At 41.9% G+C, this 22,040-nt stretch carries 21 protein-coding genes, 2 tRNA genes and 1 rRNA gene; 12 read left to right on the plus strand and 12 right to left on the minus strand.

Annotation, left to right across the window (positions count from 1 at the left end; translation table 11 throughout):
- The first annotated feature begins 1 nt into the window (after nt 1).
- Nucleotides 2-113, plus strand: a 5S ribosomal RNA gene (gene rrf / locus LZF95_RS25325).
- A gap of 766 nt (nt 114-879) precedes the next feature.
- On the opposite strand, the gene LZF95_RS25330 is transcribed toward rrf, so the two are convergent.
- The 3 genes from LZF95_RS25330 to LZF95_RS25340 all read right to left on the minus strand — a co-directional run bounded on the left by LZF95_RS25330 (nt 880) and on the right by LZF95_RS25340 (nt 4,819).
- On the minus strand, nt 880-1,329 hold the full coding sequence (locus tag LZF95_RS25330; RefSeq protein ID WP_233758240.1) for a DUF1569 domain-containing protein: 450 nt from the start codon (nt 1,327-1,329) through the stop codon (nt 880-882).
- A gap of 69 nt (nt 1,330-1,398) precedes the next feature.
- A complete protein-coding gene (locus LZF95_RS25335) occupies nt 1,399-3,798 on the minus strand; it encodes a ribonucleoside-diphosphate reductase subunit alpha (RefSeq protein WP_233758241.1) in 2,400 nt (799 codons plus the stop codon).
- A gap of 40 nt (nt 3,799-3,838) precedes the next feature.
- Nucleotides 3,839-4,819, minus strand: coding sequence for a ribonucleoside-diphosphate reductase small subunit (locus tag LZF95_RS25340; RefSeq protein ID WP_233758242.1), 981 nt, complete (start codon nt 4,817-4,819; stop codon nt 3,839-3,841).
- A 580-nt stretch (nt 4,820-5,399) separates the two neighbouring features.
- On the opposite strand from LZF95_RS25340, the gene rplU reads away from it, so the two are divergent.
- Both rplU and rpmA read left to right on the plus strand, forming a co-directional pair.
- Complete coding sequence (rplU, locus tag LZF95_RS25345) at nt 5,400-5,711, plus strand: 50S ribosomal protein L21 (protein ID WP_233758243.1); 312 nt, start codon at nt 5,400-5,402, stop codon at nt 5,709-5,711.
- 35 nt (nt 5,712-5,746) lie between these two features.
- Entirely contained in the window at nt 5,747-6,007 is a 261-nt protein-coding gene (gene rpmA / locus LZF95_RS25350; protein ID WP_233758244.1) for a 50S ribosomal protein L27, read from the plus strand.
- A gap of 170 nt (nt 6,008-6,177) precedes the next feature.
- Here rpmA and LZF95_RS25355 read toward each other — a convergent pair whose 3' ends face one another.
- Entirely contained in the window at nt 6,178-7,359 is a 1,182-nt protein-coding gene (locus LZF95_RS25355) for a hypothetical protein (protein WP_233758245.1), read from the minus strand.
- Between the two features lie 107 nt (nt 7,360-7,466).
- Here LZF95_RS25355 and LZF95_RS25360 point away from each other — a divergent pair, with 107 nt between their 5' ends.
- The gene (locus LZF95_RS25360; protein WP_233758246.1) at nt 7,467-7,775 is read left to right on the plus strand and encodes an HPF/RaiA family ribosome-associated protein; all 309 of its coding nucleotides are present in this window, start codon (nt 7,467-7,469) and stop codon (nt 7,773-7,775) included.
- Between the two features lie 28 nt (nt 7,776-7,803).
- Here the strand turns inward: LZF95_RS25360 and LZF95_RS25365 are convergent, their stop codons facing one another.
- The 6 genes from LZF95_RS25365 to lipB form a co-directional block, all read right to left on the minus strand.
- The gene (locus tag LZF95_RS25365; RefSeq protein WP_233758247.1) at nt 7,804-8,433 is read right to left on the minus strand and encodes a rhomboid family intramembrane serine protease; all 630 of its coding nucleotides are present in this window, start codon (nt 8,431-8,433) and stop codon (nt 7,804-7,806) included.
- The gene (locus tag LZF95_RS25370; protein WP_233758249.1) at nt 8,434-9,432 is read right to left on the minus strand and encodes a polyprenyl synthetase family protein; all 999 of its coding nucleotides are present in this window, start codon (nt 9,430-9,432) and stop codon (nt 8,434-8,436) included.
- Nucleotides 9,395-11,590 carry a ribonuclease R gene (rnr, locus tag LZF95_RS25375; RefSeq protein ID WP_233758251.1) on the minus strand — a complete coding sequence of 732 codons (2,196 nt, stop codon included), beginning with the start codon at nt 11,588-11,590 and terminating at the stop codon, nt 9,395-9,397. The genes LZF95_RS25370 and rnr overlap by 38 nt, the downstream gene beginning before the upstream one ends.
- Nucleotides 11,591-11,673: 83 nt before the next feature.
- Complete coding sequence (locus tag LZF95_RS25380; RefSeq protein ID WP_233758253.1) at nt 11,674-12,393, minus strand: 3'-5' exonuclease; 720 nt, start codon at nt 12,391-12,393, stop codon at nt 11,674-11,676.
- A gap of 9 nt (nt 12,394-12,402) precedes the next feature.
- Nucleotides 12,403-12,804 (minus strand): hypothetical protein, encoded by a 402-nt coding sequence (locus LZF95_RS25385; RefSeq protein ID WP_233758255.1) that lies wholly within the window; start codon nt 12,802-12,804, stop codon nt 12,403-12,405.
- Nucleotides 12,801-13,526: a lipoyl(octanoyl) transferase LipB gene (lipB, locus tag LZF95_RS25390; RefSeq protein ID WP_233758257.1), complete on the minus strand. Its 726-nt coding sequence runs from the start codon at nt 13,524-13,526 to the stop codon at nt 12,801-12,803. The genes LZF95_RS25385 and lipB overlap by 4 nt, the downstream gene beginning before the upstream one ends.
- Before the next feature lie 85 nt (nt 13,527-13,611).
- Between lipB and LZF95_RS25395 the strand changes: the two genes are divergently transcribed.
- Complete coding sequence (locus LZF95_RS25395) at nt 13,612-13,968, plus strand: YraN family protein (RefSeq protein ID WP_233758259.1); 357 nt, start codon at nt 13,612-13,614, stop codon at nt 13,966-13,968.
- A gap of 157 nt (nt 13,969-14,125) precedes the next feature.
- Nucleotides 14,126-14,653, plus strand: coding sequence for a YSC84-related protein (locus LZF95_RS25400; protein ID WP_233758260.1), 528 nt, complete (start codon nt 14,126-14,128; stop codon nt 14,651-14,653).
- Nucleotide 14,654: 1 nt separating this feature from the next.
- On the opposite strand, the gene LZF95_RS25405 is transcribed toward LZF95_RS25400, so the two are convergent.
- A complete protein-coding gene (locus LZF95_RS25405) occupies nt 14,655-15,506 on the minus strand; it encodes a toxin-antitoxin system YwqK family antitoxin (RefSeq protein ID WP_233758262.1) in 852 nt (283 codons plus the stop codon).
- A 134-nt stretch (nt 15,507-15,640) separates the two neighbouring features.
- Here LZF95_RS25405 and LZF95_RS25410 point away from each other — a divergent pair, with 134 nt between their 5' ends.
- Together LZF95_RS25410 and LZF95_RS25415 are read left to right on the plus strand one after the other, a co-directional pair.
- Complete coding sequence (locus LZF95_RS25410; RefSeq protein ID WP_233758264.1) at nt 15,641-16,843, plus strand: pyridoxal phosphate-dependent aminotransferase; 1,203 nt, start codon at nt 15,641-15,643, stop codon at nt 16,841-16,843.
- A gap of 174 nt (nt 16,844-17,017) precedes the next feature.
- Nucleotides 17,018-17,728 (plus strand): glycosyltransferase family 2 protein, encoded by a 711-nt coding sequence (locus LZF95_RS25415; protein ID WP_233758266.1) that lies wholly within the window; start codon nt 17,018-17,020, stop codon nt 17,726-17,728.
- On the opposite strand, the gene LZF95_RS25420 is transcribed toward LZF95_RS25415, so the two are convergent.
- Complete coding sequence (locus LZF95_RS25420) at nt 17,729-18,505, minus strand: glycosyltransferase (protein WP_233758267.1); 777 nt, start codon at nt 18,503-18,505, stop codon at nt 17,729-17,731.
- A 336-nt stretch (nt 18,506-18,841) separates the two neighbouring features.
- Between LZF95_RS25420 and LZF95_RS25425 the strand changes: the two genes are divergently transcribed.
- The 4 genes from LZF95_RS25425 (at nt 18,842) to LZF95_RS25440 (ending at nt 21,821) form a co-directional block, all read left to right on the plus strand.
- Nucleotides 18,842-19,873 carry a DUF4421 domain-containing protein gene (locus LZF95_RS25425; protein WP_233758269.1) on the plus strand — a complete coding sequence of 344 codons (1,032 nt, stop codon included), beginning with the start codon at nt 18,842-18,844 and terminating at the stop codon, nt 19,871-19,873.
- A gap of 55 nt (nt 19,874-19,928) precedes the next feature.
- On the plus strand, nt 19,929-21,473 hold the full coding sequence (locus LZF95_RS25430; RefSeq protein ID WP_233758271.1) for an aldehyde dehydrogenase family protein: 1,545 nt from the start codon (nt 19,929-19,931) through the stop codon (nt 21,471-21,473).
- 154 nt (nt 21,474-21,627) lie between these two features.
- A tRNA-Val gene (locus LZF95_RS25435) sits at nt 21,628-21,702 on the plus strand.
- Between the two features lie 44 nt (nt 21,703-21,746).
- A tRNA-Val gene (locus LZF95_RS25440) sits at nt 21,747-21,821 on the plus strand.
- The last annotated feature ends 219 nt before the right edge of the window (nt 21,822-22,040 follow it).

Genomic DNA, 22,040 nt, shown 5'->3' on the forward strand with positions numbered 1-22,040 from the left:
TTTAGGCGGCCTAGCGCAGGGGTCCCACCTCTTCCCATCCCGAACAGAGAAGTTAAGCCCTGCAGCGCCGATGGTACTGGGGTTACACCCGGGAGAGTAGGTCGCCGCCTCATTTATTCAAGGCCTTTCGTGAAAACGGAAGGCTTTTTTGCGTTTGGGGCTTTTCCACATCCTCCCAATCTTTTATATTTTGGTCCTGGCAGTTCAGGAGTCTTCCAACAGCGTTTTGTAAGATTGATGTGAATCAGCTCATGATTTTCCCTAGTGCCCCATTTTTTTCACACTGGTTTTAATCATTTTTTTTGTAATAGTGCTTCTTGTGCAACCTATAAGATAGGCAACTGATCTATCACCAATGTGTGTCGTAAGGCTGGTTGCAAATACTTTACATTACTGTTCGTACCGTTGGCACTCTGAAAAACATATCAACTATATCGTTGACCCAGAATTGCATTCTGGGCATTTACAGGTCTTACCTTTGGCAAGGCCTATAATTGTGGTTAGAAATTAGATAAGTTTTGCGTCTGTGTCAAAGGCACAACAGGTGACCGCATTGAATGAAGCAAAGTACCATTTGGGGTTGAGGAACCCGGACGAATTCACCAAAAATGCTAACAGAATGGTCTGTAGATCAAGGATCAGGGATCGCTCCTACTTTGGGGCTCCATTCATGGTTCAAGTCTAAGGAAGCTTGAACTTTACTATAAGCGGATTATCATGCTTTTCTAGTTTTGAAATATCCAGGGCTCTAAAAAATGCAGTTTTTTCTTTGTACGGGGAAATTTACTTGATATCTACAAAATCAGAAGTACGGAGAGGTGCTGAAATGATACAGCAGAATTAAGAATCACATATCTGATCGAGGGGAGCTTAAAACACCTACAGTCCAAATTGTTCGAAATGGTGCTTGAAATGCTTCAAGTGGAATTTTTCCCACTCTGAAAAGTTTAGCCAACCCAGGCGTGGATGGACGGTCAGCTGCCGGGGAGAGGATCTGAAAAAATCATTGTATTCTTCCACACTTCTCAATAGCTGCTCTTTTGCCTCAGTTAGAGTAGCGTATTTCAAAGGAAGTAGTGTTCCATTGGTTCCAGGTGCCTGAAGGCCTTTGGGGAAATCCATATCAGTATGGAGGAGCATTTCTTTTTGTTTCAGTTGCTTTTCGCTTGGCTCAAATTCTGGCCACTTGATTTTGTAAGCGATTTTCACGGTAAGCGAGAGGTGTTCTACCATATGCTGGGGAGTCATGGTTCCAAACTGAGCCTTGGTAGTCTCAGACAGCTCGCTTAGCTTCAGTTGTATGAGTTTCTTGTCCATAGAATCTTCCATTTATTGAAAGATAAAAAAGGCGCTTGAAAAAACTCAAGCGCCTTGATGATCAAATCAACTTTAAGACTTTTAACTTCCGCAAGCTTCGCAATTATCCGGATCATCGAGTGAGCAGGCTATGGCATCTTGTTTTTGGGATTTCACCTCTAGGATTCCTTGCTGGGCTTTCTCTACCTTAGGCTCAAACCCTGTTTTGTCCAACGTGAATTTGATAGCTGCTGTAGCTGCCTGGGATCTTAAGTAATACATTCCTGTTTTAAGGCCTTTCTTCCATGAATAGAAATGCATTGACGTTAACTTTCCGAAGTTAGGGTCTTGCATGAATACGTTCATGCTCTGTGACTGGCAGATATATGCTCCACGGTCGGCGGCCATATCTATTATGACTTTTTGGGAGATCTCCCATACGGTTTTATAGATGTCCTTGATATGCTGAGGGATTCCCGGTACATTCTGCACGGAACCGTTGGTGGAGATGAGTCTGTTTCGCATGGTGTCGTCCCATAGACCAAGTGCGATCAGATCTTTCATCAAATGTTTGTTTACGATAATGAACTCACCTGATAGCGTTCTTCTGGTATAGATATTAGAGGTATAGGGCTCAAAGCACTCATTGTTGCCCAAGATCTGAGAAGTAGAAGCTGTGGGCATTGGAGCCATCAACAGGGAGTTTCTCATGCCGTACTTCTTGATTTTCTCTTTTACCCCAGTCCAGTTCCATCTTCCTGATTTTGGTGTTACTCCCCAAAGGTCAAACTGTAACAATCCTTGAGATGCCGGTGATCCTTCATAAGTCTCATAAGTCCCTTGGACTTTGGCAAGCTCCATGGAAGTTTCCACGGCCGCAAAGTACATGGTTTCGAAGATGTCCTCGTTCAAGCCTTTTGCCTCTGGGGAATCAAATGGCATACGGAGCATGATGAATGCATCTGCAAGCCCTTGTATCCCCAAGCCGATTGGGCGGTGGCGGAAGTTTGACCTCCTAGCTTCCTCTACAGGATAGTAATTGACATCAATTACCTTGTTCAGGTTTTTGGTGGCTACTTTGGTGATTTCGTATAGTTTCTGGTGATCAAAGAACAGCTTTCCATCAGGGCCTTTTCTTACGAATTTAGGAAGAGCGATAGATGCTAAGTTACAAACAGCAACTTCGTCGGGTGCTGTGTACTCAATGATCTCAGTGCATAGGTTGGAAGATTTGATGGTCCCCAGGTTCTTCTGGTTAGACTTGCCATTAGCGGCATCTTTATAAAGCATGTAAGGAGTTCCCGTCTCGATTTGGGATTCCAATACTTCAAACCAAAGTTCCTGTGCTTTGATAGTTTCACGGGCTTTTCCTTCACGCTCGTATTTCTCATACAACCTTTCAAATTCTTCTCCATGACACTCAGATAGACCAGGCGCCTCGTGTGGGCAGAACAGAGACCATTCCAGATTTTGCTCTACCCGCTTCATAAATAAATCAGGTATCCAAAGGGCATAGAACAAATCCCTTGCTCTCATTTCCTCTTTTCCGTGGTTTCTTTTGAGCTCCAAGAAATCTTTGATATCGGCATGCCAAGGCTCAAGATAAATAGCAAAGCTTCCTTTCCTTTTTCCTCCGCCCTGATCCACATAGCGAGCCGTCATGTCGAAGTTTCTCAACATTGGTACAATACCGTTAGAGACGCCATTAGTCCCTTTAATATAGGATCCTTTGGCTCTTACATGGTGTATGGATAAGCCGATACCTCCTGCTGACTGGGAGATTTTAGCACATTGCTTAAGGGTGTCATAGATGCCGTCAATGCTGTCATCTTTCATGGTAAGCAGGAAGCAAGACGAAAGCTGAGGCTTGGGAGTCCCTGCATTGAAAAGAGTGGGAGTGGCATGAGTAAACCACTTTTCTGAAAGCAGGTTGTAGGTTTCGATCACAGATTCTATGTCCTCTTTGTGGATCCCTACAGCCACTCTCATCAACATGTGCTGAGGACGTTCTACTACTTTTCCGTTCAACCGGATCAAATAACTTCTTTCTAAAGTCTTGAACCCAAAATAATCATATCCAAAATCCCTTTTGTAATCAATAGCGGCATCTAGTTTGGCCGCGTTGTTTTTTATGATGCCATAAACCTCAGGATCCAATAGGGCTGCATTTTCTTCAGTCTTTGGGTTGACATGGGTGTACAGCCTTTTCATAGTATTGGAAAAGGACTGGCTAGTAGTTTTGTGTAGATTGGAGATAGCGATTCTCGCCGCTAGTATAGCATAATCAGGATGCTTTACAGTCAATGATGCGCATACCTCTGCAGCCAGATTATCTAGCTCCGTGGTGGACACTCCGTCATATAGCCCATCAATTACCTTTTTGGCAACATCAATAGGCTGGATGAATTTGGGATCCAATTCATAGCATAGATTTTCTATTCTTGTTGTGATTTTGTCGAATCTTACAGATTCTCGCCTTCCGTCTCTTTTTAATACTAGCATTTCTTTGGGATTTTTAGGTTGATAGAAAAGTTTGGGTCAATCAGAAGTCCTCACCAATGGAAAATCTTGGTGAATCGTCTGACCCTTCATTGGATTTCATTACTCCGGCTTTTTGGTAATCCCCAACTCTTTTTTCGAAGAAATTGGTTTTACCCTGCAGTGAAATCATATCCATGAAGTCAAATGGATTTGTACTGTTCCAGATTTTTTCACATTCTAATTCCACCAATAGTCTGTCAGCGACAAACTCAATATATTGACACATAAGGTCTGCGTTCATTCCGATGAGCCTTACCGGCAACGCATCGGTAACAAACTCTTTTTCTATTTCCACGGCATCTTTGATAATCTCTCTTACTGTCTCTTTTGGGAGCTGGTTGTTCAGGTGTTTGGTATAAAGATGACAGGCAAAGTCGCAGTGGAGACCTTCATCACGGGATATCAGTTCGTTGGAGAAAGTAAGTCCAGGCATCAAGCCTCTTTTCTTTAACCAAAAAATAGAACAAAATGATCCCGAAAAGAAAATACCTTCTACTGCTGCAAAAGCGATCAAACGCTCCTGGAAGTTCCCGTTGTCGATCCATCTCAATGCCCAATCTGCTTTTTTCTTGACACAATCAATATGTTCTATGGCATGCAATAACTTGTCCCGCTCTGCGGCATCTTTGATATAGGTATCAATAAGAAGACTATAAGTCTCCGAATGGATATTCTCCATGGCAATCTGGAAGCCATAGAAAAATTTAGCTTCTGTGTATTGGACCTCCGAGACAAAATGCTCTGCTAAATTTTCATTTACGATTCCGTCGCTTGCCGCAAAAAATGCCAAAACGTGGGATATAAAGTGACGTTCTCCGTCATTTAATCCTTTCCAGTCCACCATATCCTGGCCAAGATCTATTTCTTCGGCTGTCCAAAAGCTTGCCTCAGCTTTTTTGTAATATTGCCAAATATCATTGTGCTGAATTGGGAATAAAACAAAGCGATTCTTGTTCTCCTCTAATATTGGTTCGTTCTGCATTGCTAAAATGTGTTTTAATCGTAATTAAATCTATTGCCCTTTTACTGAATTATGGAGTTGGGAGATAGCAAAGGCTGCCTTTTTAGAACAGCCTTTGAACAAATATGTGCATCAAAATCGGGAAATAAAACCCGTCAAGCGATAGTTTAATGGATAATTTGACTTGAGTTCAATAGTTGTATATTTATCAATTGTTCAGTAGGTTAAATACAGTTTAGTATAGCTTTAGATTAATTGAATGGGCTATTTCTAGGGGTTTGAAAATTTTTGAAATTATTTCAAAAAAGATTTTCAACCAAAATTCAATACAAAAATTGAACCATGGTCAAGTATTTGGTATAAATAATTTTGCTTTTCAAGATTTTGACGGTCAATGTGTTGAATAAAAATCCAATGAAAGATTTCAAATCATTTCTGAATAAAATTGTCTTTTCAAGAGGATTTAATTAAGGCGATTTTCCCTTCAAAAGACGATTTGCAAAGGTTTACTTTAAATCCCAAATAATATTTCAGAAGCCTGTTTTTTTGTTTTATATAACTTCCTTATATTTGCACTCCGATTTCAAAAGAATCAAGAACTATGTACGCAATTGTAAACATCGCAGGAAAGCAGTTCAAAGTAACACAAGATCAGTTCGTTTATGCTCCAAAGCTAAACTTAGAAACTGGCGCTTCCGTGGAATTCGACCAGGTACTATTGGCAGAAGCTGATGGATCTGTGTCCGTAGGGGCTCCCCTTTTGGCAGGAGCGAAGGTATCTGGGAAGGTCCTGGATCATGTAAAAGGTGATAAAGTCATCGTCTTCAAAAAGAAGCGCCGTAAGGGCTACAAAAAGAAGAACGGTCATAGACAAGATTTCACTAAAGTATTGATAGAAACTATTTCACTCTAAGTTTTCTTTTGAGAAAGCGATAAAAGAATCAAACCATGGCACATAAGAAAGGCGTCGGTAGTTCCAAAAACGGTAGAGAATCACATTCCAAGAGATTGGGCGTGAAGAAATTTGGTGGCGAAGCAGTAATCGCCGGAAATATTATTGTAAGACAAAGAGGGACTAAGCATCATCCAGGTGAAAATGTCGGACTAGGTAAAGATCATACCTTGTTTGCAACTGCCAATGGAGTGGTAACCTTCAGAAAGAAGTTTGATGGCAAATCATACGTAAGCGTATTGCCTGCAGAAGCATAAGGATTGTTTTAATACATTACTATAAATATAAAAAGAGGTTCTCTACACGAGAGCCTCTTTTTTTTCAAACCTGGTTAACTAGTGCCTGCTGAAAAACGCCAGCAATAGATGAAAAGCTTCCATTTTTAATGATTAGCCCATTTTTCATGCGAACGGTTTTTCAGCAAGCCCTAACTAGTCTGCGTGGCAATAGGATAGCGCAATATTCCTGCCATCGGAGAATCTCCAGGGATCTCTGCAGGATCCAATAAGAATACTTTGCCCTTGGATCTGATTACACATGATGCCGCTTCATCTATCAGGCAGTGAATCCCATTTTCTTGCGTCTTGTGAGTGTTTATACTATGTGCTTCCTTATCGTATGTCCCCCACAGATGATCATGATTTTTAGATACAAATAGGGTGTCAATAGCACCAGTAAATGCAGCTTTTAATATCTCTTCAGTTTCTTCTAGGGCTAGGTCTTCCACCTTTTTAGATTCAAAGGATTCTAAAAGGCTGGCTTTCTCTTCAGCAAAATTTGGGGATGCCAGTTCCCAAGATTCCTGGTGGAGTAAGTCCATGTCTTTGACAGTGAATGAACCAGAAATGTAGCCCTCCATCAAGTGGTTGTATTTATTGGCTTCTCTATACAAAGGGATCAAATAATCAACCCCGGCTAAATAGAGTGGCATTGGATTCTTGTTCAGAATTGGTTCAAGCATATTGGTCATTCTATGGAAATAATTGAGTATGGTTTTCTTTTTTTCTTCATCTGAACCCTCTCCATGACCATGAAACATTGCCCCCGCGGCACCTATTCCTCCCTGCCCCTGAATAAATTGTTGCTTTTCAAAATCTTCTTCCTCGGCAACAAGTGAAACAGCAACCTTCTCGGGATCAAGAATTATTTCCTGGATTACATTACGTGTAGCTTCATAAAGATGGATTTTTTCAAGATTCAGCACAAGCAGATAATAGTGCCCATTACCTGAAACTTCCGGGATTAATGGTAGTGTAAACGGTTTCGTCCCAATGAAATAAGAGCTGTATTCAATGGGGACAGGCACTTGAATGAGCTCCATTTCTCCATTTGCCAGGTAGATAGCCATCAAATCGGAGTTGTATTTCCAGAATTCCGAGTCTTTCAGCAAATCCGCTGCGGGTTCTACTAGTTCTTTTATCTCTCGTGGGGTGAGTTGATATTTATTTTCCAGATCTTTTTCTACGTTGGAAAGTTGATTTTTTAAATGGATTTTGTCCTCCTTGTATCCATTGGTACTTAGTCTGGATGTGGGAGCGAATATTGAAACATAGATTTTTGCGGATTTTTGAGAAAGCTCCACAAACTTTTTGCGATCAAAAATTTTCATGGCTATGGTTTTAGGTTAAACTTATATTACTATCCTAGATAGAATGGTACGCTATTTTCGTACAAACTGAAAGCCATGCTATACATCAACAATTAAAATTTACTATTATGAATTACACCGAAAACTATAGAGGGATCAAGGTAGATGTCCAAGCTCCGCATGTTGATGTGGATGAAACAGTTCAGATTGAACTGAGATCTTGTATAGATAAGCTTGTCCGTTTTGCCCACAACATCAATGAAGTGAACTTGTATATCAATATAGAAGGGAATGGTGGGGCCGCTATTTCCAAATTGGGCATGCGCGTGGCGATACCCGGGCCGGATATCTATGCGGATGAGAACGGGGATAAATGGGTAGGTATGCTGAAATCAGTGACAGATAAGAATATCAGACAGCTTCAGAAACTAAAATAATCTAAAACAAACAATCATGAGCTATTGCTTAAAAAGGGCGATAGCTCAAGATTTCTTGAATAAAATTTGCCCCACTTTGTGGAAAAATAATCAAGATAACCGCAATGCCGAAAACAGCTCCATAAAAGTGCGCGTCATGATTTATCCCATCAGAATCCTTTCTGGCCTGGACTGCGGAATAGATTAGAAACAGAATTCCAAGCACAAATCCAGGTAAGCATACTATTCCAAACAAGCAGATATCTGAAAGTGGCAAAATAATAATGCTGGCAAATACTGTCGCTGCTGTACCGCCTGAAGCTCCCAATGCCTTATAATAACTGTTGTCTTTGTTCTTCAGATAGGTTGGGATATCAGAGATGATGATTCCCAGGATATAGAAAACCACATAAATGGATCCTCCGGCTATCAAACCAAAACTATAAATCAACAACTGCTCCACCACACCTCCAAAAAAGTAAAAGGTGAACATGTTGAACAAAAGATGAATGTAATCTTTATGGATAAACCCCGATGTGATGAATCTGTCCCACTGCTGCTGCCGTTTTATCTGATAAGGAATAAACATGCAGCGATCCATAAATGCCGCATTATTTATCCCAAAAAAACTGCAAATAGCGGTAATTATAATCAGGACAACTGTTATTGATAAGTCCATTTATTTTTCTCTGTGAATTAGGTCCTGAGTGAGTTTTTTAAGTTCGTCGAAGTAATCTTCGTTTTGGAAATTGATCCTGTCGTACTGGGCGAAACCTGTTTGGAAATAAGAGTTCATCTTAAACTCCGTAAGCTCTTTAATCCCTAATTTGTCATAGATCGCGCGCACAGCTCTTACTTTCTCAGCCTTATCAAAACCGTCAAGAGACAGCCAATAATCCAAATGTTTTTTATCCTCCCCCTTGGCGAGTTCCAAAGCTTTGATCAAAAGAAAAGTTTTTTTGTTGGAAATAATATCCCCCCCGACTTGTTTACCAAATTTTGACTGATCCGCATAGACATCTAGCAGGTCATCTTTTAGCTGAAAACCTACACCCACATTTACACCAAAATCGTACAGCTTCTTAGCGTCATCATTTTCTGCCCCGGCAAGCAAAGCGCCGAGTTGTAGGGCAAATCCAAGAAGCACTGCCGTTTTCAGACGGATCATCGTAAGGTATTCCTCTTCTTTCACAGTTTCCAGGGATTCGAAATTCATATCGAACTGTTGTCCTTCACAGACTTCAGAAGCCGTTTTATTGAAAAGGCGAATTACTTCCCCAAGTTTTTCAGCGGGGGTAGGCAATAGCAAGCCATAGGCTTTTACGAGCATGACATCCCCAGAAAGTATGGCCACGTTCTTATTCCATTTTACATGTACGGCTTCTCTTCCTCTCCGTAAGGGAGCGTCATCCATGATGTCATCGTGCATGAGGGTGAAGTTATGGAAAACCTCAACTGCCGCAGCCTGGCTTAAAATAGCTTCAGGATCCGACTTATATATACCATAGGATAATAAACTCAACAATGGACGGATTCGTTTTCCGTCCAAGCTTAAAATATAGGTGATGGGATCATAAAGTTCTCGGGGTGATTTTCCTAACTCTAAAGCACTCGGCAGGTTTTGGATAAAGTCCTCCAGCTTACCTAACAACTCGTGCGCGTGGTTTTTTCTTGTCATTATCGGCAAATTCCAAATCTATCGTTCTACGGTCAATATCAGTATTAACTACCCTGACCTTTACTTTGTCACCCAAAGTGATCATTTTTTTTGTTTTCGAGCCAACTAACCTCATGTTTTTCTGATCGAAGTCGTAGTAGTCATCATCCATATCCTGGACCCTGATCATGCCTTCGCACTTCGTCTCAGTGATTTCTACGAATACACCCCACTCGGTCACTCCGGCTACAATCCCTTCATAATCTTTGTCCTCAGCCAATGACATAAACTCCACTTGCTTGTACTTGATTGAAGCTCTCTCAGCATCGGCGGCCCGTTTTTCCCGCTCCGAAGAATGAACACATTTTTGTTCCCAAGCTTCCGCATCTGGTGACTTGCCACCCTCTAAATACAGTTCGAGTAATCTGTGTACCATCATGTCCGGATATCTACGGATAGGGGAGGTGAAGTGAGAATAATGAGGGAATGCCAGCCCAAAGTGCCCTTTTGGCTCTGTGGTATATTTGGCTTTGGCCATACTGCGGATTGCTAGTTGCTCCAGTACATTTTGCTCGGGCTTGCCCTGAATGTCCTCCATCAACTTGTTTAGCGCAGTGGAAATGTTCTTCTCGTTTTCTATGTCAAAAGGGTGACCAAATCGCTTTGCAAAGCCTGAAAAGGTGTCCAGTCGCTCCATGTCCGGCGAATCGTGTGTTCGATAGACAAAAGTATCTTTTCCTTTGTTCTTATTGAAAATAAATTCAGCAACATGTTTGTTGGCCAAAAGCATGAATTCTTCAATAAGTTTATGGATATCCCTTCGCTCCTTGATCATAAGGCCAAGAGGTGTGCCTTTTTCGTCAAGTTTGAATTTCACTTCTACCGTCTCAAAGTTAACAGCTCCATGTTTGAATCGACGCTGACGAATCTTCTTTGCCAGGTCATTTAACAAGGTCAATTCCTCAAAGTAGTCACCGGATTGGGTGTCAATATTTTCCTGGGCATCTTCGTAGGCATATCTTCGATCAGAGTGAATAACAGTTCTTCCAATCCAATGCTTTTTCACGTTGGCTTGATCATCTAATTCGAATACGCAAGCAAAAGTCAGCTTGTCTTCATGAGGACGAAGTGAACAAAGACCATTGCTCAGTCTCTCTGGAAGCATAGGGATGGTCCTATCTACCAAATACACAGAGGTAGCCCGATTGTAGGCTTCTTTCTCCAAGGCGGTTTTTGGGTGTACATAGTGTGTTACGTCAGCGATGTGAACCCCGATTTCATGATTGCCATTTTCTAATTTTCTGTATGAAATAGCATCGTCAAAATCCTTCGCATCGGCAGGATCTATGGTAAAGGTCAAAACACCCCTGAAATCCTTACGCTTCTTGATTTCTTTTGCCGTTATTTTCTCGGAAATCACCTCAGCTTCTTTTTCTGGTTCATCAGGATACTCAAACGGTAATCCGAATTCGGCCATGATTGAGTGGATCTCCACTTCATGTTCGCCGGCTTTGCCAAGTACTCGGATCACTTCCCCTGTTGGGTTTTTGTCACCCTCTCTCCATTCTGTAAGTTTGACTACGACTTTTTCTCCGTGTTGAGCACCATTCAGGCCACCCCGGTGGACGAAGATGTCTTTGTGCATTTTCTTAAAATCCGGAACCACAAAGGCAAATCGCGGTGATATTTCCACTCGGCCGACGAATTCGTCCCTACTTCTTTCCACTACTTCTAAGACTTTACCTTCTATGCGTCCGGTTTTTCCTTTAAGTGGATAGATCATTACGCGGACTTTATCTCCATCTAGAGCTTGTTTGAGGTCTGCCTCTTTGACCAAAATATCTCCATCTACCTTCTCACGATCGGTAGGGACTATGAATGCAAATCGTGGATTCACAAAGTCCACTTTACCCTCAATGAATTCAGGATCCTTGGTGGATGAATAGTAATTCCTAGGGTTTCTGGAAATGGATCCTGCCTCTACAAGTTTGCTCAGCACGGGTTCTACTCCTCCTTTCGTCAGGGCATCCCGTATTTCCAGTTTTTTGATAAGCTGTTTGGAATTGAATTCTTCTCCGTAATGTGCGTCTAAAAATTGAAGGACACGACGGGCCAAGCTGGCTGCGTCGGTTTGTTTCCCCCCTCTATTTTTGTTTTTCTTATTTGGTTTTCTTCCCATGATTTGGGTGCTTGATTAATGTTAAGGTAAAAAGATTTATGTCCCTGCGCCCATTAATCTTTGTGATCTTTTTTTGATTCTTCTCAATGGATTATCTCTATTTCTAAACTATCCGACTGCGGATGCATAGCCATATATACCCGGGCTGTGACTTCCACATCTCTCAGGCAGTATTTTTTGATTTTTTCTACGTCTTTTTCCAGATGAAAAGTAGTGTTGACCTGACTTCCGTCAAGATCATCTTTTGAAGATGGGATTCCAAAAACTGAAGCTAAAAGCTCCAGGCGGGTGTAATGCTTATAGTCTCCAAACTTCCAAAGCTCCATCGTGTCGAGATGGCGAACTTCCCAGGGCTTTTTCCCTGCGATCTGTAAAGGTTCAGGTAAAGCTACTCCATTTATGAGCATTCTGCGACAGAGGTATGGAAAATCAAATTCTTTCCCATTATGGGCGCAAAGAATCCATTTTTTCTTCTCTAACAAAGCCTTAAACTCCAAAAGAAGTTCCCGCTCCTCTTCATGAGCATAACATTTCGATCTGAACGCCAGTTTTTTGTCTTTCTTTTTCCATTGAAAGTAGCCGACGCCTATACAGACTACTTGTCCAAATTCGGCATGGATTCCTGCCCGATCAAAATATAAAGTGCCTGGATCATGAAGATTTTCTGGAGATTGGATAAGCCGTTCTTTCTTTAACCATTCATCTTGAACCCGCTCTGGCAGTTCTTCGAATTTTTCAGTCAAAGAGGCTGTCTCTATATCCAGAAACAGAATGTCATTCAGTTGATCAAAAAAATCTGCCATAAGCGAACGTTAACTATGAAGGACCCCTTCCAGTCCGATTTCCGGAATCATCTTGATAAATCCGGGGTCAAAACTACCTGAAGTAAAGATAAACTTTTTATCAAAAATTTGATCCAAAATATAGTAACTCACCCAAAACTCATTATTCAACGCAAAAACGGCAGGGTCGATCGGCTCAACTTTGGCTGCGGACTGCTCTCCCAATTCACTGATCATGTGTCGTAAGGTTGAGGTTTTTTTCATTTCTCCATTTAGCTCTCCATAGCCCTTAGATGTGATCATCACATTTTTTAGCTCAATCAGGTTCAAGTTGATAATATATACTGCCCAAGATGTTCCAGTAGGTGTTTCTTCTTTTGCAATCGCAAGTTTTACGCCTGTGACTGGACTGAAATCTATGTCTTTCTTCATAGTGGTTCTATGCTCTCCATTTCAAATAGGTCGATCAAATGCTTCTTCACTCGATCTTTTACTTCTTGCATTTCTACAGGATATCCCAATTCCAGGTGAAGTGAGGTGACGGCTTTATCATCTATGCCGCAGGGGATGATGTGTCCAAAGTAGCTTATATCAGTATTCACGTTAAAAGCAAAACCGTGCATGGTCACCCATCGGCTTGACTTCACACCCATTGCACAGATTTTCCTCGGGTTTTGCTGATTTATATGATCGACCCATACTCCCGTAAGGCCAGGAATTCTACCTGCCTCTATTCCGTAACCAGCCAAGGTTAGAATGATTGCTTCTTCCAAGTGTCTAAGATACTTATGGATGTCTGTAAAGAAATTGTCCAGATCCAGAATGGGGTACCCTACCAATTGCCCCGGTCCATGATAGGTGATGTCCCCCCCCCTGTTGATTTTGAAGTACTGTGCTTGATAGGTTTTGAGACTTCTTTCATCTAATAGTAGGTTTTCCTCCTTGCCACTTTTACCTAACGTATATACATGCGGATGCTCTACAAATAAGATGTAGTTTTCTGTGGGAGATTGCTCAATAGTGTCCAGAGATCTGTTTTTGATCTTCAAATCCACTGTATCAGCAAACAGTTTTTCCTGATAATCCCAGGCTTTTTGATAATCTAGACACCCCAAGTCTCGGAATTCTACTCTTTTATTGATAATTTCATTCATTCGGCAAGTGCAAAGGGATCGGATTTTCAACGGAATCCTCTAAAGGTTCGTTCATTGATTTTTCAAATTTAAACAATTATCCAAGATGGCTGAACACAATGAGACCGGCAAACGGGCTGAGCAAATGGCTGCTGATTTTTTGATCGCAAAAGGCTATGAACTTGTAGAGATGAATTACCGGCACCGACATGCTGAGATAGATTTGATTTTAAAACACAAAGGACTGTTAATTTTTGTTGAAGTCAAGTTTAGATCAGGTACTGGCTTTGGTTTTGCAGAAGAGTTTGTGGATGCTACTAAGCGGCGGCTCATCATCAAAGCGGCGGATCATTACATTTATGAAATAGATTGGCATAATGATATCCGTTTTGATATTATCGGCGTTTATAGAGATCGCTTCGGCAATATTAATTTCCGGCATTTTGAGGATGCTTTTTACTAATAAGCGCATTATTTTAATTTTCAAGAAAACGAAACAAACATGGCGTAAGACTCACCAGAAGAATGAGTGTCGCACTTGGCTTTGCCCGACATATGCATAATTCACCTTTCCAACGGCCGGCTTGCGCCGCACCTTTAAAAAAGAAAATCTGATACTTATGAAAAAATCAACATTAACGCTCTTCTTGACCCTATTGGGAATTATGGCATACGCCCAAAGTGATAAGAAGGATAAACAGATCGAGGCAGATAGCCAAAATGCAAAAGAAGCCTTTCTGAAAGATGATCCCAGTATGCAAAATCTCTTTGATTCATCTTACGGATACATCATCCTACCCAATGTAGGAAAAGGAGGTTTAGGTATTGGAGGGGCCGCGGGTAGCGGTGTGGCCTTTCAAGGAGGCAATCATATAGGATACGCCAAAATGACCCAGGTTACTATCGGGTTCCAGGCTGGCGGACAGGCATATTCAGAAGTGGTGTTTTTTGAAGATGAGGAAGCTTTTGATCGCTTTAAGGCCAATAATATTGAAATGTCTGCCCAGGTTTCCGCTGTAGCTGCCGCATCCGGGGCCTCCGCCAATGCAAAATACGTGGACGGGGTAGCGGTATTCACCCGTACCAAAGGTGGGTTGATGTATGAAGCTTCCGTAGGTGGGCAGCAGTTTAAATTCCGGGAAAAATAATTCAATTGTCTTTTCTGTAAACGAGATTTCCGTCCTTATCCCACTCAGCCCGGATATAGGGACGGAAATTTTTTGTGTAAGCTGTTTCCTGGTACTGGATTTCTCTTTTGCGGATCGCCCTTGTATTATTAGTGTCCCAATATTCGGTCCATAGACCTACCTTTTCACCATACTGGTATTCTCCGGTCACTGCCACTTGTTTGTCTTCATAGAAATGGAAGTAATTCCCTTCCTCGAGGTTGTACTGGATAGGGATTATTTCTTTGATGGTTTTGGAAGTCTGGTCGTAATATCTGACTCGGGATTCCCGTGGCCAGCCGGCATCAAAGTGATTTTTGTCCTGCAGTACATTTTTGGAATCAAAAAGCATCCAGGTTTTGTGTTTGGTGCCGTAATAAAACATCCCACTTTCTACGGTGACGTCATTGATAATCCTCTCATAGGGGCCATGAAGGAGGTAACCTGTACCTGCAACGTATCCCTCTGATTTTACCGCTCTTTCCTGTGTGTCAAACCAGTAAACATCCCGGATATAGGGATCCGGTTTCCTTTCTACATCGGTATAATTAAAGTATTCCAGAATTTGTTGGCCACGGATATCTTTCCGGGTATATCCTTTTCTGGTTTTGATACCAAACCATTCATTTTTCTTGGCCTTTTTCTTTTTTTTCTTTTTCGCTTCTTTCTCCTTGGCATCATCGAAGAGCATGAGAGGCATGGTGGTAGGAAGAAGAGCTGAGTTGACCACCCCGCTGGAATCAGGGTCGGATTTAAGGTTTGATTCAGCATTTTGGCCAAAAGATGAGTTGCTCACAAGTAGCAAAAACAGAAAACTGATAGAAAATCGTCTCATTCTTTTATAAAAACGCAAGTAACTTCGGTGTATTTTATCCAAAAATAACATTTCGGGATCAAAAGCTGTCGATTGTTTAGATTTTATAATCTTCTCTCTATTTTTGTGGAATTTGTAAAAAAATCCCTCAAACAATGAACTCTATTTTATCAGATCGGATAATCAATATGGAGGAATCAGCCACTCTTGCCATGGCCAAAAAAGCAAGAGAGCTGAAATCCCAAGGAATTGACATCATCAGTCTCAGTCTAGGTGAGCCTGACTTCAAAACACCTAAGCATATCCAAGAAGCCGCAAAAAGTGCGATCGACGAAGGGAAGTACTTTTCATATCCTCCAGTGGCGGGTTATCAAGATCTGAGAGAAGCTATCGCAAAGAAGCTTCGCGAGGAAAATGAAATCGCTGAAGCGAAAGCTGAGAACATCGTAGTTTCTACCGGAGCCAAACATTCCATTGCAAATGTATTCATGTGCATGATCAATGAAGGGGATGAAGTTGTTATCTTCTCCCCTTACTGGGTGAGCTATGCCGAGATCATCAAGTTGGCAGGTGGAGTACCTGTGTTGATCGAAGGTACGTTGGAAAATAACTTCAAAGCTACCGCGGCCCAACTGGAAGCCGCCATCACTCCAAAAACGAAGGGGGTTATTTATTCTTCTCCTTGTAATCCGACTGGGTCTGTATTCAGTAAGGAAGAGCTAGAAGCCATCGCCGAGGTGGTGAAGAAGCACAAGAATGTCATGGTGATCGCCGATGAGATCTATGAGAAAATCAATTTTGCTGGCAGAAATTATAGCATTGCGTCTTTCCCGGGAATGTTTGACAGAACCATTACTGTGAACGGATTTTCCAAAGGATATGCGATGACTGGCTGGAGAGTAGGATACATCTGCGCCCCACTTTGGATGGCTAAGGCTGTGGAAAAAATACAGGGACAATTTACTTCAGGTGGTACAGGTATAGCTCAGCGCGCCGCACTGGCAGGAATAGCCGGAGACCAAGCCCCTACTACTGAGATGGCAAATGCTTACCTAAGAAGAAGAGGTCTGGTGCTGGATATGCTTCGTGATATCCCTGGTATTAAAACCCATGTACCGGAGGGTGCATTCTATTTCTTCCCTGATGTGACCGCATTCTTCGGCAAATCTGCCAAAGGACATGACGTGAAAAACGCGGATGATCTTTGCCTGTATCTTTTGGCTGAAGCTCATGTCTCTCTTGTGACCGGGGCAGCATTTGGTGCACCGGATTGCATTAGGCTCTCATATGCTGCCTCTGATGAGGAACTGGTGGATGCCCTGGGAAGAATGAAGAAAGCACTTGGCGAACTGGCTTAAAATCCTGATTATCCGAAATAATGCCTATGAGTGTTTTTCGGGTTTCAATCTTGACCTTTATCAATAAATTTATTTTTATTGATTTTAATAGAATGAGTAACTCCTCAGCCCCGGCAATAGTCGGGGTTGTTTTTTGCCTACGAAGAAAGGCGTATTTTTGGGAAAAATCACCCCATGGCAGAATTACTAGTTATCACCCCAGTAAAGAATTCTCTCGGAACCACCCTTGATACGGCAAAAGCAATTGCCGGGTCTTCTGTGGCCGTACGTCATATTATTTTCAATGACTTTAGCTCAGGAGAAACCAAGGCGGGCTTGGAGGCAAATGAAGCGGAAATCGGCTATGAGGTGATCCACCTGGAGGATCATACAGATCACCCTTCGCCTAACTATAAGCTGGTGCTGCAGATGGCACAGAAGATGGCTAAGGGTGCAGGGTTGCCTCTTTTGGTCGTTGAATCTGATGTGGTGGTGGCGCACAACACCATAGCTGAATTACTGGACTTTCAGAAATCCGCCAAAAAATCAGGATTGGTGGGATCGGTGACCGTGGATGAAAACGGTGCTGTTAATTTTCCTTACCTGAAATTTAAAGGTGTGAAAGAAGCCGTGATAGAGACCAACCGGAGTTTGAGTTTTTGTTGCACGCTTTTTTCCCGGGAATTTTTGGAACAATATGATTTTATAGGCCTTGACGAGGCCAAAGACTGGTATGATACTTTTATTTCTAAAAAATCCTTGGAGCTTGGCTTCAAAAATCATGTGCTGATGAATGCTCCTGTCTGGCACAGACCTCATGCGAGCAGACCCTGGAAGCAATTAAAATACTCTAATCCTCTGAAATACTATTTTCTGAAGTTTTGGAAAGGAATGGATAAGATTTGATCAGAGTTTTCTTATCAGCTTAAGAAAATCATTGAAGGGTTTGGATAAGGAGCGCTGGTATCGAAGGGGGCCATTGAGCTCTCTATTAAAAAAATCAGAGTGGTGCTCATTTAGATAGGCTATCCGTTCCCTCTTTTTCTGAGAGGTTCCTGTTTTTTTTCTTTTGCTTGCAGCATGTAGTCTATAATAAAATCCGATGTATGGCAATTTGACAACCTCCCCTCCATTTTTCAGCATTTTTATCCAAAATTCCCAGTCTTCTCTTCCCATTTTCATGTTTTCACTATATCCTCCAGCCGCCAAACAATCACTTTTTCGGAAGATACCGCTGACAAATATCATGTTGTCCCTTGCCAGCGCATTCAGACTGAAAGGTTTTAAATTCCAGGGTTTTTGGGTTTTCCCATCAAATTTTACCGCTTCACAATAGACGACTTTTACCTTTGGCCGTCTTTCTAAAATTTCGACCGCATCCCCCACATAGTTGGAAGAAATCAAATCATCTCCATCCAAGGGTAAAATATATTTGCCCCTTGAGAACTCTATTCCCGCGTTTCTTGCATGGGTGACACCGTGATTCTTTTGGTTCAACAAATAAATATTGCGATGATTTTCAGTGAAATCCTTTGCTATTTCTTGAGTATTGTCCGTTGAACCATCATTTACAATAATGATTTCTAAGTTTGAGTAAGTGGATTTGAATACTGATTCTATGGTTTCCGGAAGAAAATGCGCTTGATTGTAACAAGGGATGATAATGGAAACGATAGGGTTCAAGTCAAGTTGGTTATTTTGTTGACATTGCAAGATAATGCGCCTTATGAGGAATTCAATTCTTATTTGCTTTCTTCTGCAAAAGGCACTTCTTTTTATATGTATTCACTTGGAGACCAGAGAAATAAATGGCAGAATAATTTGTTTTAAAGCACTGATTTTCTAACTTTAGAATGGTGATTAAACAACTTTTATCAAGTATTAGAATTTTTTGAAGCAAAGGATTGGAGTCAATCCGTTTTTTAAGCTCAACCTGTTTAAAAAAATCCGGATTACGATCCGGATTTTTTTTTGCCGAATTTTTGGTAATCTTTCACCCAAAGAATCCCAGTTTTGTTTATGATCCGCTTTCAGGTACTGTTCGTGTGTTTTTCGTTCTTGGTTTTACAAAATGCCTTCTGCCAATTTGGGGGATATGATTCTGCTTATGTGGAAGCTCAGCCTGATAAATTTGGATTAAGGTTGTATCTCTCCAAAAAATATACGGATTTAAATGTTCGGGTTCCGGATCACTCTACCCCATATGTTTTTAAACCTAACTCTGGTTTGAATACGGGAGTGGGGTTCACTTACCAGAATCTTTCTATCAATATAGCTTTTCCTTTGAGTTTTTTGAATCCAGACCGACAGAAGAATTGGCCTTTCAGCCTTGATCTGCAGTCCCATATCTATGCCCCGAAAGTGATTGTCGATTTTTTTGGGCAATTCTATGGTGGCTATAGGATTGAGACTGAAGATCTGTCAAGGAATGCCGAGGACTATCTCAGGGAAGACATGCGTTTGACCGCTGTCGGAGTGAACTTTAATTACTTGTTTTCCGGGGAAAGACTTTCTCTTGCCGCCGCTTTTACCCAGGCAGATATCCAAAAGAAGTCAGCATATTCTCCCTTTGTAGGGTTTGAAGTCTATGGGGGCAAAATGAAAGGAGATTCCTTGTTGCTGCCCGCTGCCGAAGTGCCTACTTCTGTGAATTTTCAGGAGGCTGGGTATTTTCAGGCAGGTCCAAATGCCGGGATGGCAGGCACATTGGTAATAAGGAAGTTTTTTTTTCTCACAGGAGTAGCAGCGGTTAATTTGAGTGTGGGATATTCAAAATGGGAGAGTCTTACTCAAAGTAGGGGATGGGGAGTTGTTCCTACCTATTATTTAAGGGGATTTGCCGGGTACAATGGGGAGAGGTTTTCCGTAAATGTTAATTATGTTTACAAAAATCTTAACCTGGTGAAAGTAGGCGTCTATGATCAGGCAGTGAATACAGGTAACTATCGTGTAAACCTGATTTATAAAATCACACCGAGCCAAAAGTTCAAAAAAGGATTCAAGAAAGTCAATCCGCTCAGCATACTTTCTAAACTATTGACCAGGCAGTGATTGGTCAACTATTTCAAAAAAAGCTAGCTTAGAAAGCTAAAAAACAAAACTACATATGTCAGATCAATTTGGAATACAGCAAGCTTTAGTGGCATTAGGCATTAAAACTAAAAACCCGGGATGCTCTACAGGTTCGGAATGGATAGATTCGGGGCAAGCGTATTTTTCATCCCAATCACCTGTGGATGGCTCGTTGATTGGCCAAGTACAGGCCACAGATTCGAAAAGTTACGATGTGGTGATCCGCCAGTCCCAAGAGGCCTTTAAAAAATGGCGAACTGTACCAGCTCCCCAACGTGGCGAAATTGTGCGGGAAATCGGAAATGCCCTTCGGAAAAAGAAAGCAGACCTTGGTAAGTTGGTCTCTTACGAAATGGGGAAATCCTATCAGGAAGGTCTTGGTGAGGTGCAGGAAATGATCGATATCTGTGATTTTGCAGTAGGGCTATCCAGACAATTGTACGGGTTGACTATGCATTCGGAAAGACCGGGACATAGGATGTATGAGCAATGGCATGCATTGGGTATCGTGGGGATTATTTCAGCTTTTAATTTTCCCGTGGCAGTATGGTCTTGGAATGCCGCACTTGCGTGGGTTTGCGGGGATGTATGTATATGGAAGCCTTCAGAGAAGGCTCCTCTTTCGGCCATTGCTTGTCAAGTGATAGCTAGCGAAGTATTTGCCCGACACGGGATGCCCGAAGGGATTTGCTGTCTGGTAAATGGTGATTACCAAGTGGGAGAGATGATAAGTCAGGATGTGCGGGTACCTTTGATTTCTGCTACTGGATCGACCCGGATGGGTAAAATTGTGGCGCGGACAGTAGGAGCAAGACTAGGAAAATCTCTTTTGGAACTGGGAGGAAACAATGCGATCATTATATCTGAAAATGCGGATATGGATATGGCTATCCGGGGAGCTTTGTTTGGTGCTGTGGGAACTGCCGGGCAGCGATGTACCAGTACTAGACGGCTAATAATCCACGAAAGTGTGTATGAAGAAGTGAAATCCAGACTTGCTGCCGCTTATAGTAAACTGGTGATTGGTAATCCTCTAGATGAGAAGAACCATGTGGGGCCATTGATAGACAAAGACGCAGTGAAAATGTATTTGGAAGCTTTGGAGAAAGTAGAAGAGGAAGGAGGTAAAACCGTAGTAGCAGGAGAGGTACTGAAAGGGTTAGGCTTTGAGTCTGGCTGCTATGTGAAGCCCGCCATATATGAAGCCGAAAACCACTTTGAGATTGTCCAGCATGAGACATTCGCCCCGATTCTTTACCTTATCAAATACAAGTCTCTCGAGGAGGCAATAGCCATACAGAACAGCGTACCTCAAGGGTTGTCTTCTGCCATCATGACCACGAATATGCGTGAAGCCGAGGCTTTCCTTTCTGTCGCTGGATCTGACTGCGGAATTGCCAATGTGAACATCGGTACTTCGGGAGCGGAGATCGGAGGTGCTTTTGGGGGAGAAAAGGAAACCGGTGGAGGCAGGGAATCAGGTTCTGATGCATGGAAAGCTTATATGCGCAGACAAACCAATACGATCAATTATTCAACAACTTTGCCGTTGGCACAGGGTATAAAATTTGAGATTTGAGGTAAATCTCCACTGGATTTTGAAAAGGAATGTCTTGGTGAAAAATTTTTTAGAAATATTCATTCTCATTTTCAATTAATTAGGGTTTATGTTCCTAAATGTATTTGCTTACTAAGAATTAGGAATTACCTTTGCAATCCATTTGGGACATAATGGGAGTTTAGCTCAGTTGGTTCAGAGCATCTGCCTTACAAGCAGAGGGTCGGGGGTTCGAATCCCTCAACTCCCACTTTCTAAGATTATCCTAAAGTGGATGTCAACATTTCTCACTCTGGGAGTTTAGCTCAGTTGGTTCAGAGCATCTGCCTTACAAGCAGAGGGTCGGGGGTTCGAATCCCTCAACTCCCACACCTAATCCCGAATAATCATTCGGGATTTTTTTTGCCCAAAAAAGAGACTGTCTTAATCATAAAACAGTCTCTTTTTGTATGGGATATGTGTTTTTCCTGACTTCGACACTGGGACACCCAAAATCAAAAACCGAACATTTTTGCCAGTTTTCGCTGACTTTGGTTCAGAAGCAAGGTCTTTCTTAGCTTTTTGCCGGAAGATTTGAGTTGGATCTCA

This window comes from Algoriphagus sp. AGSA1 (assembly GCF_021390545.1).
GTDB lineage: Bacteria > Bacteroidota > Bacteroidia > Cytophagales > Cyclobacteriaceae > Algoriphagus.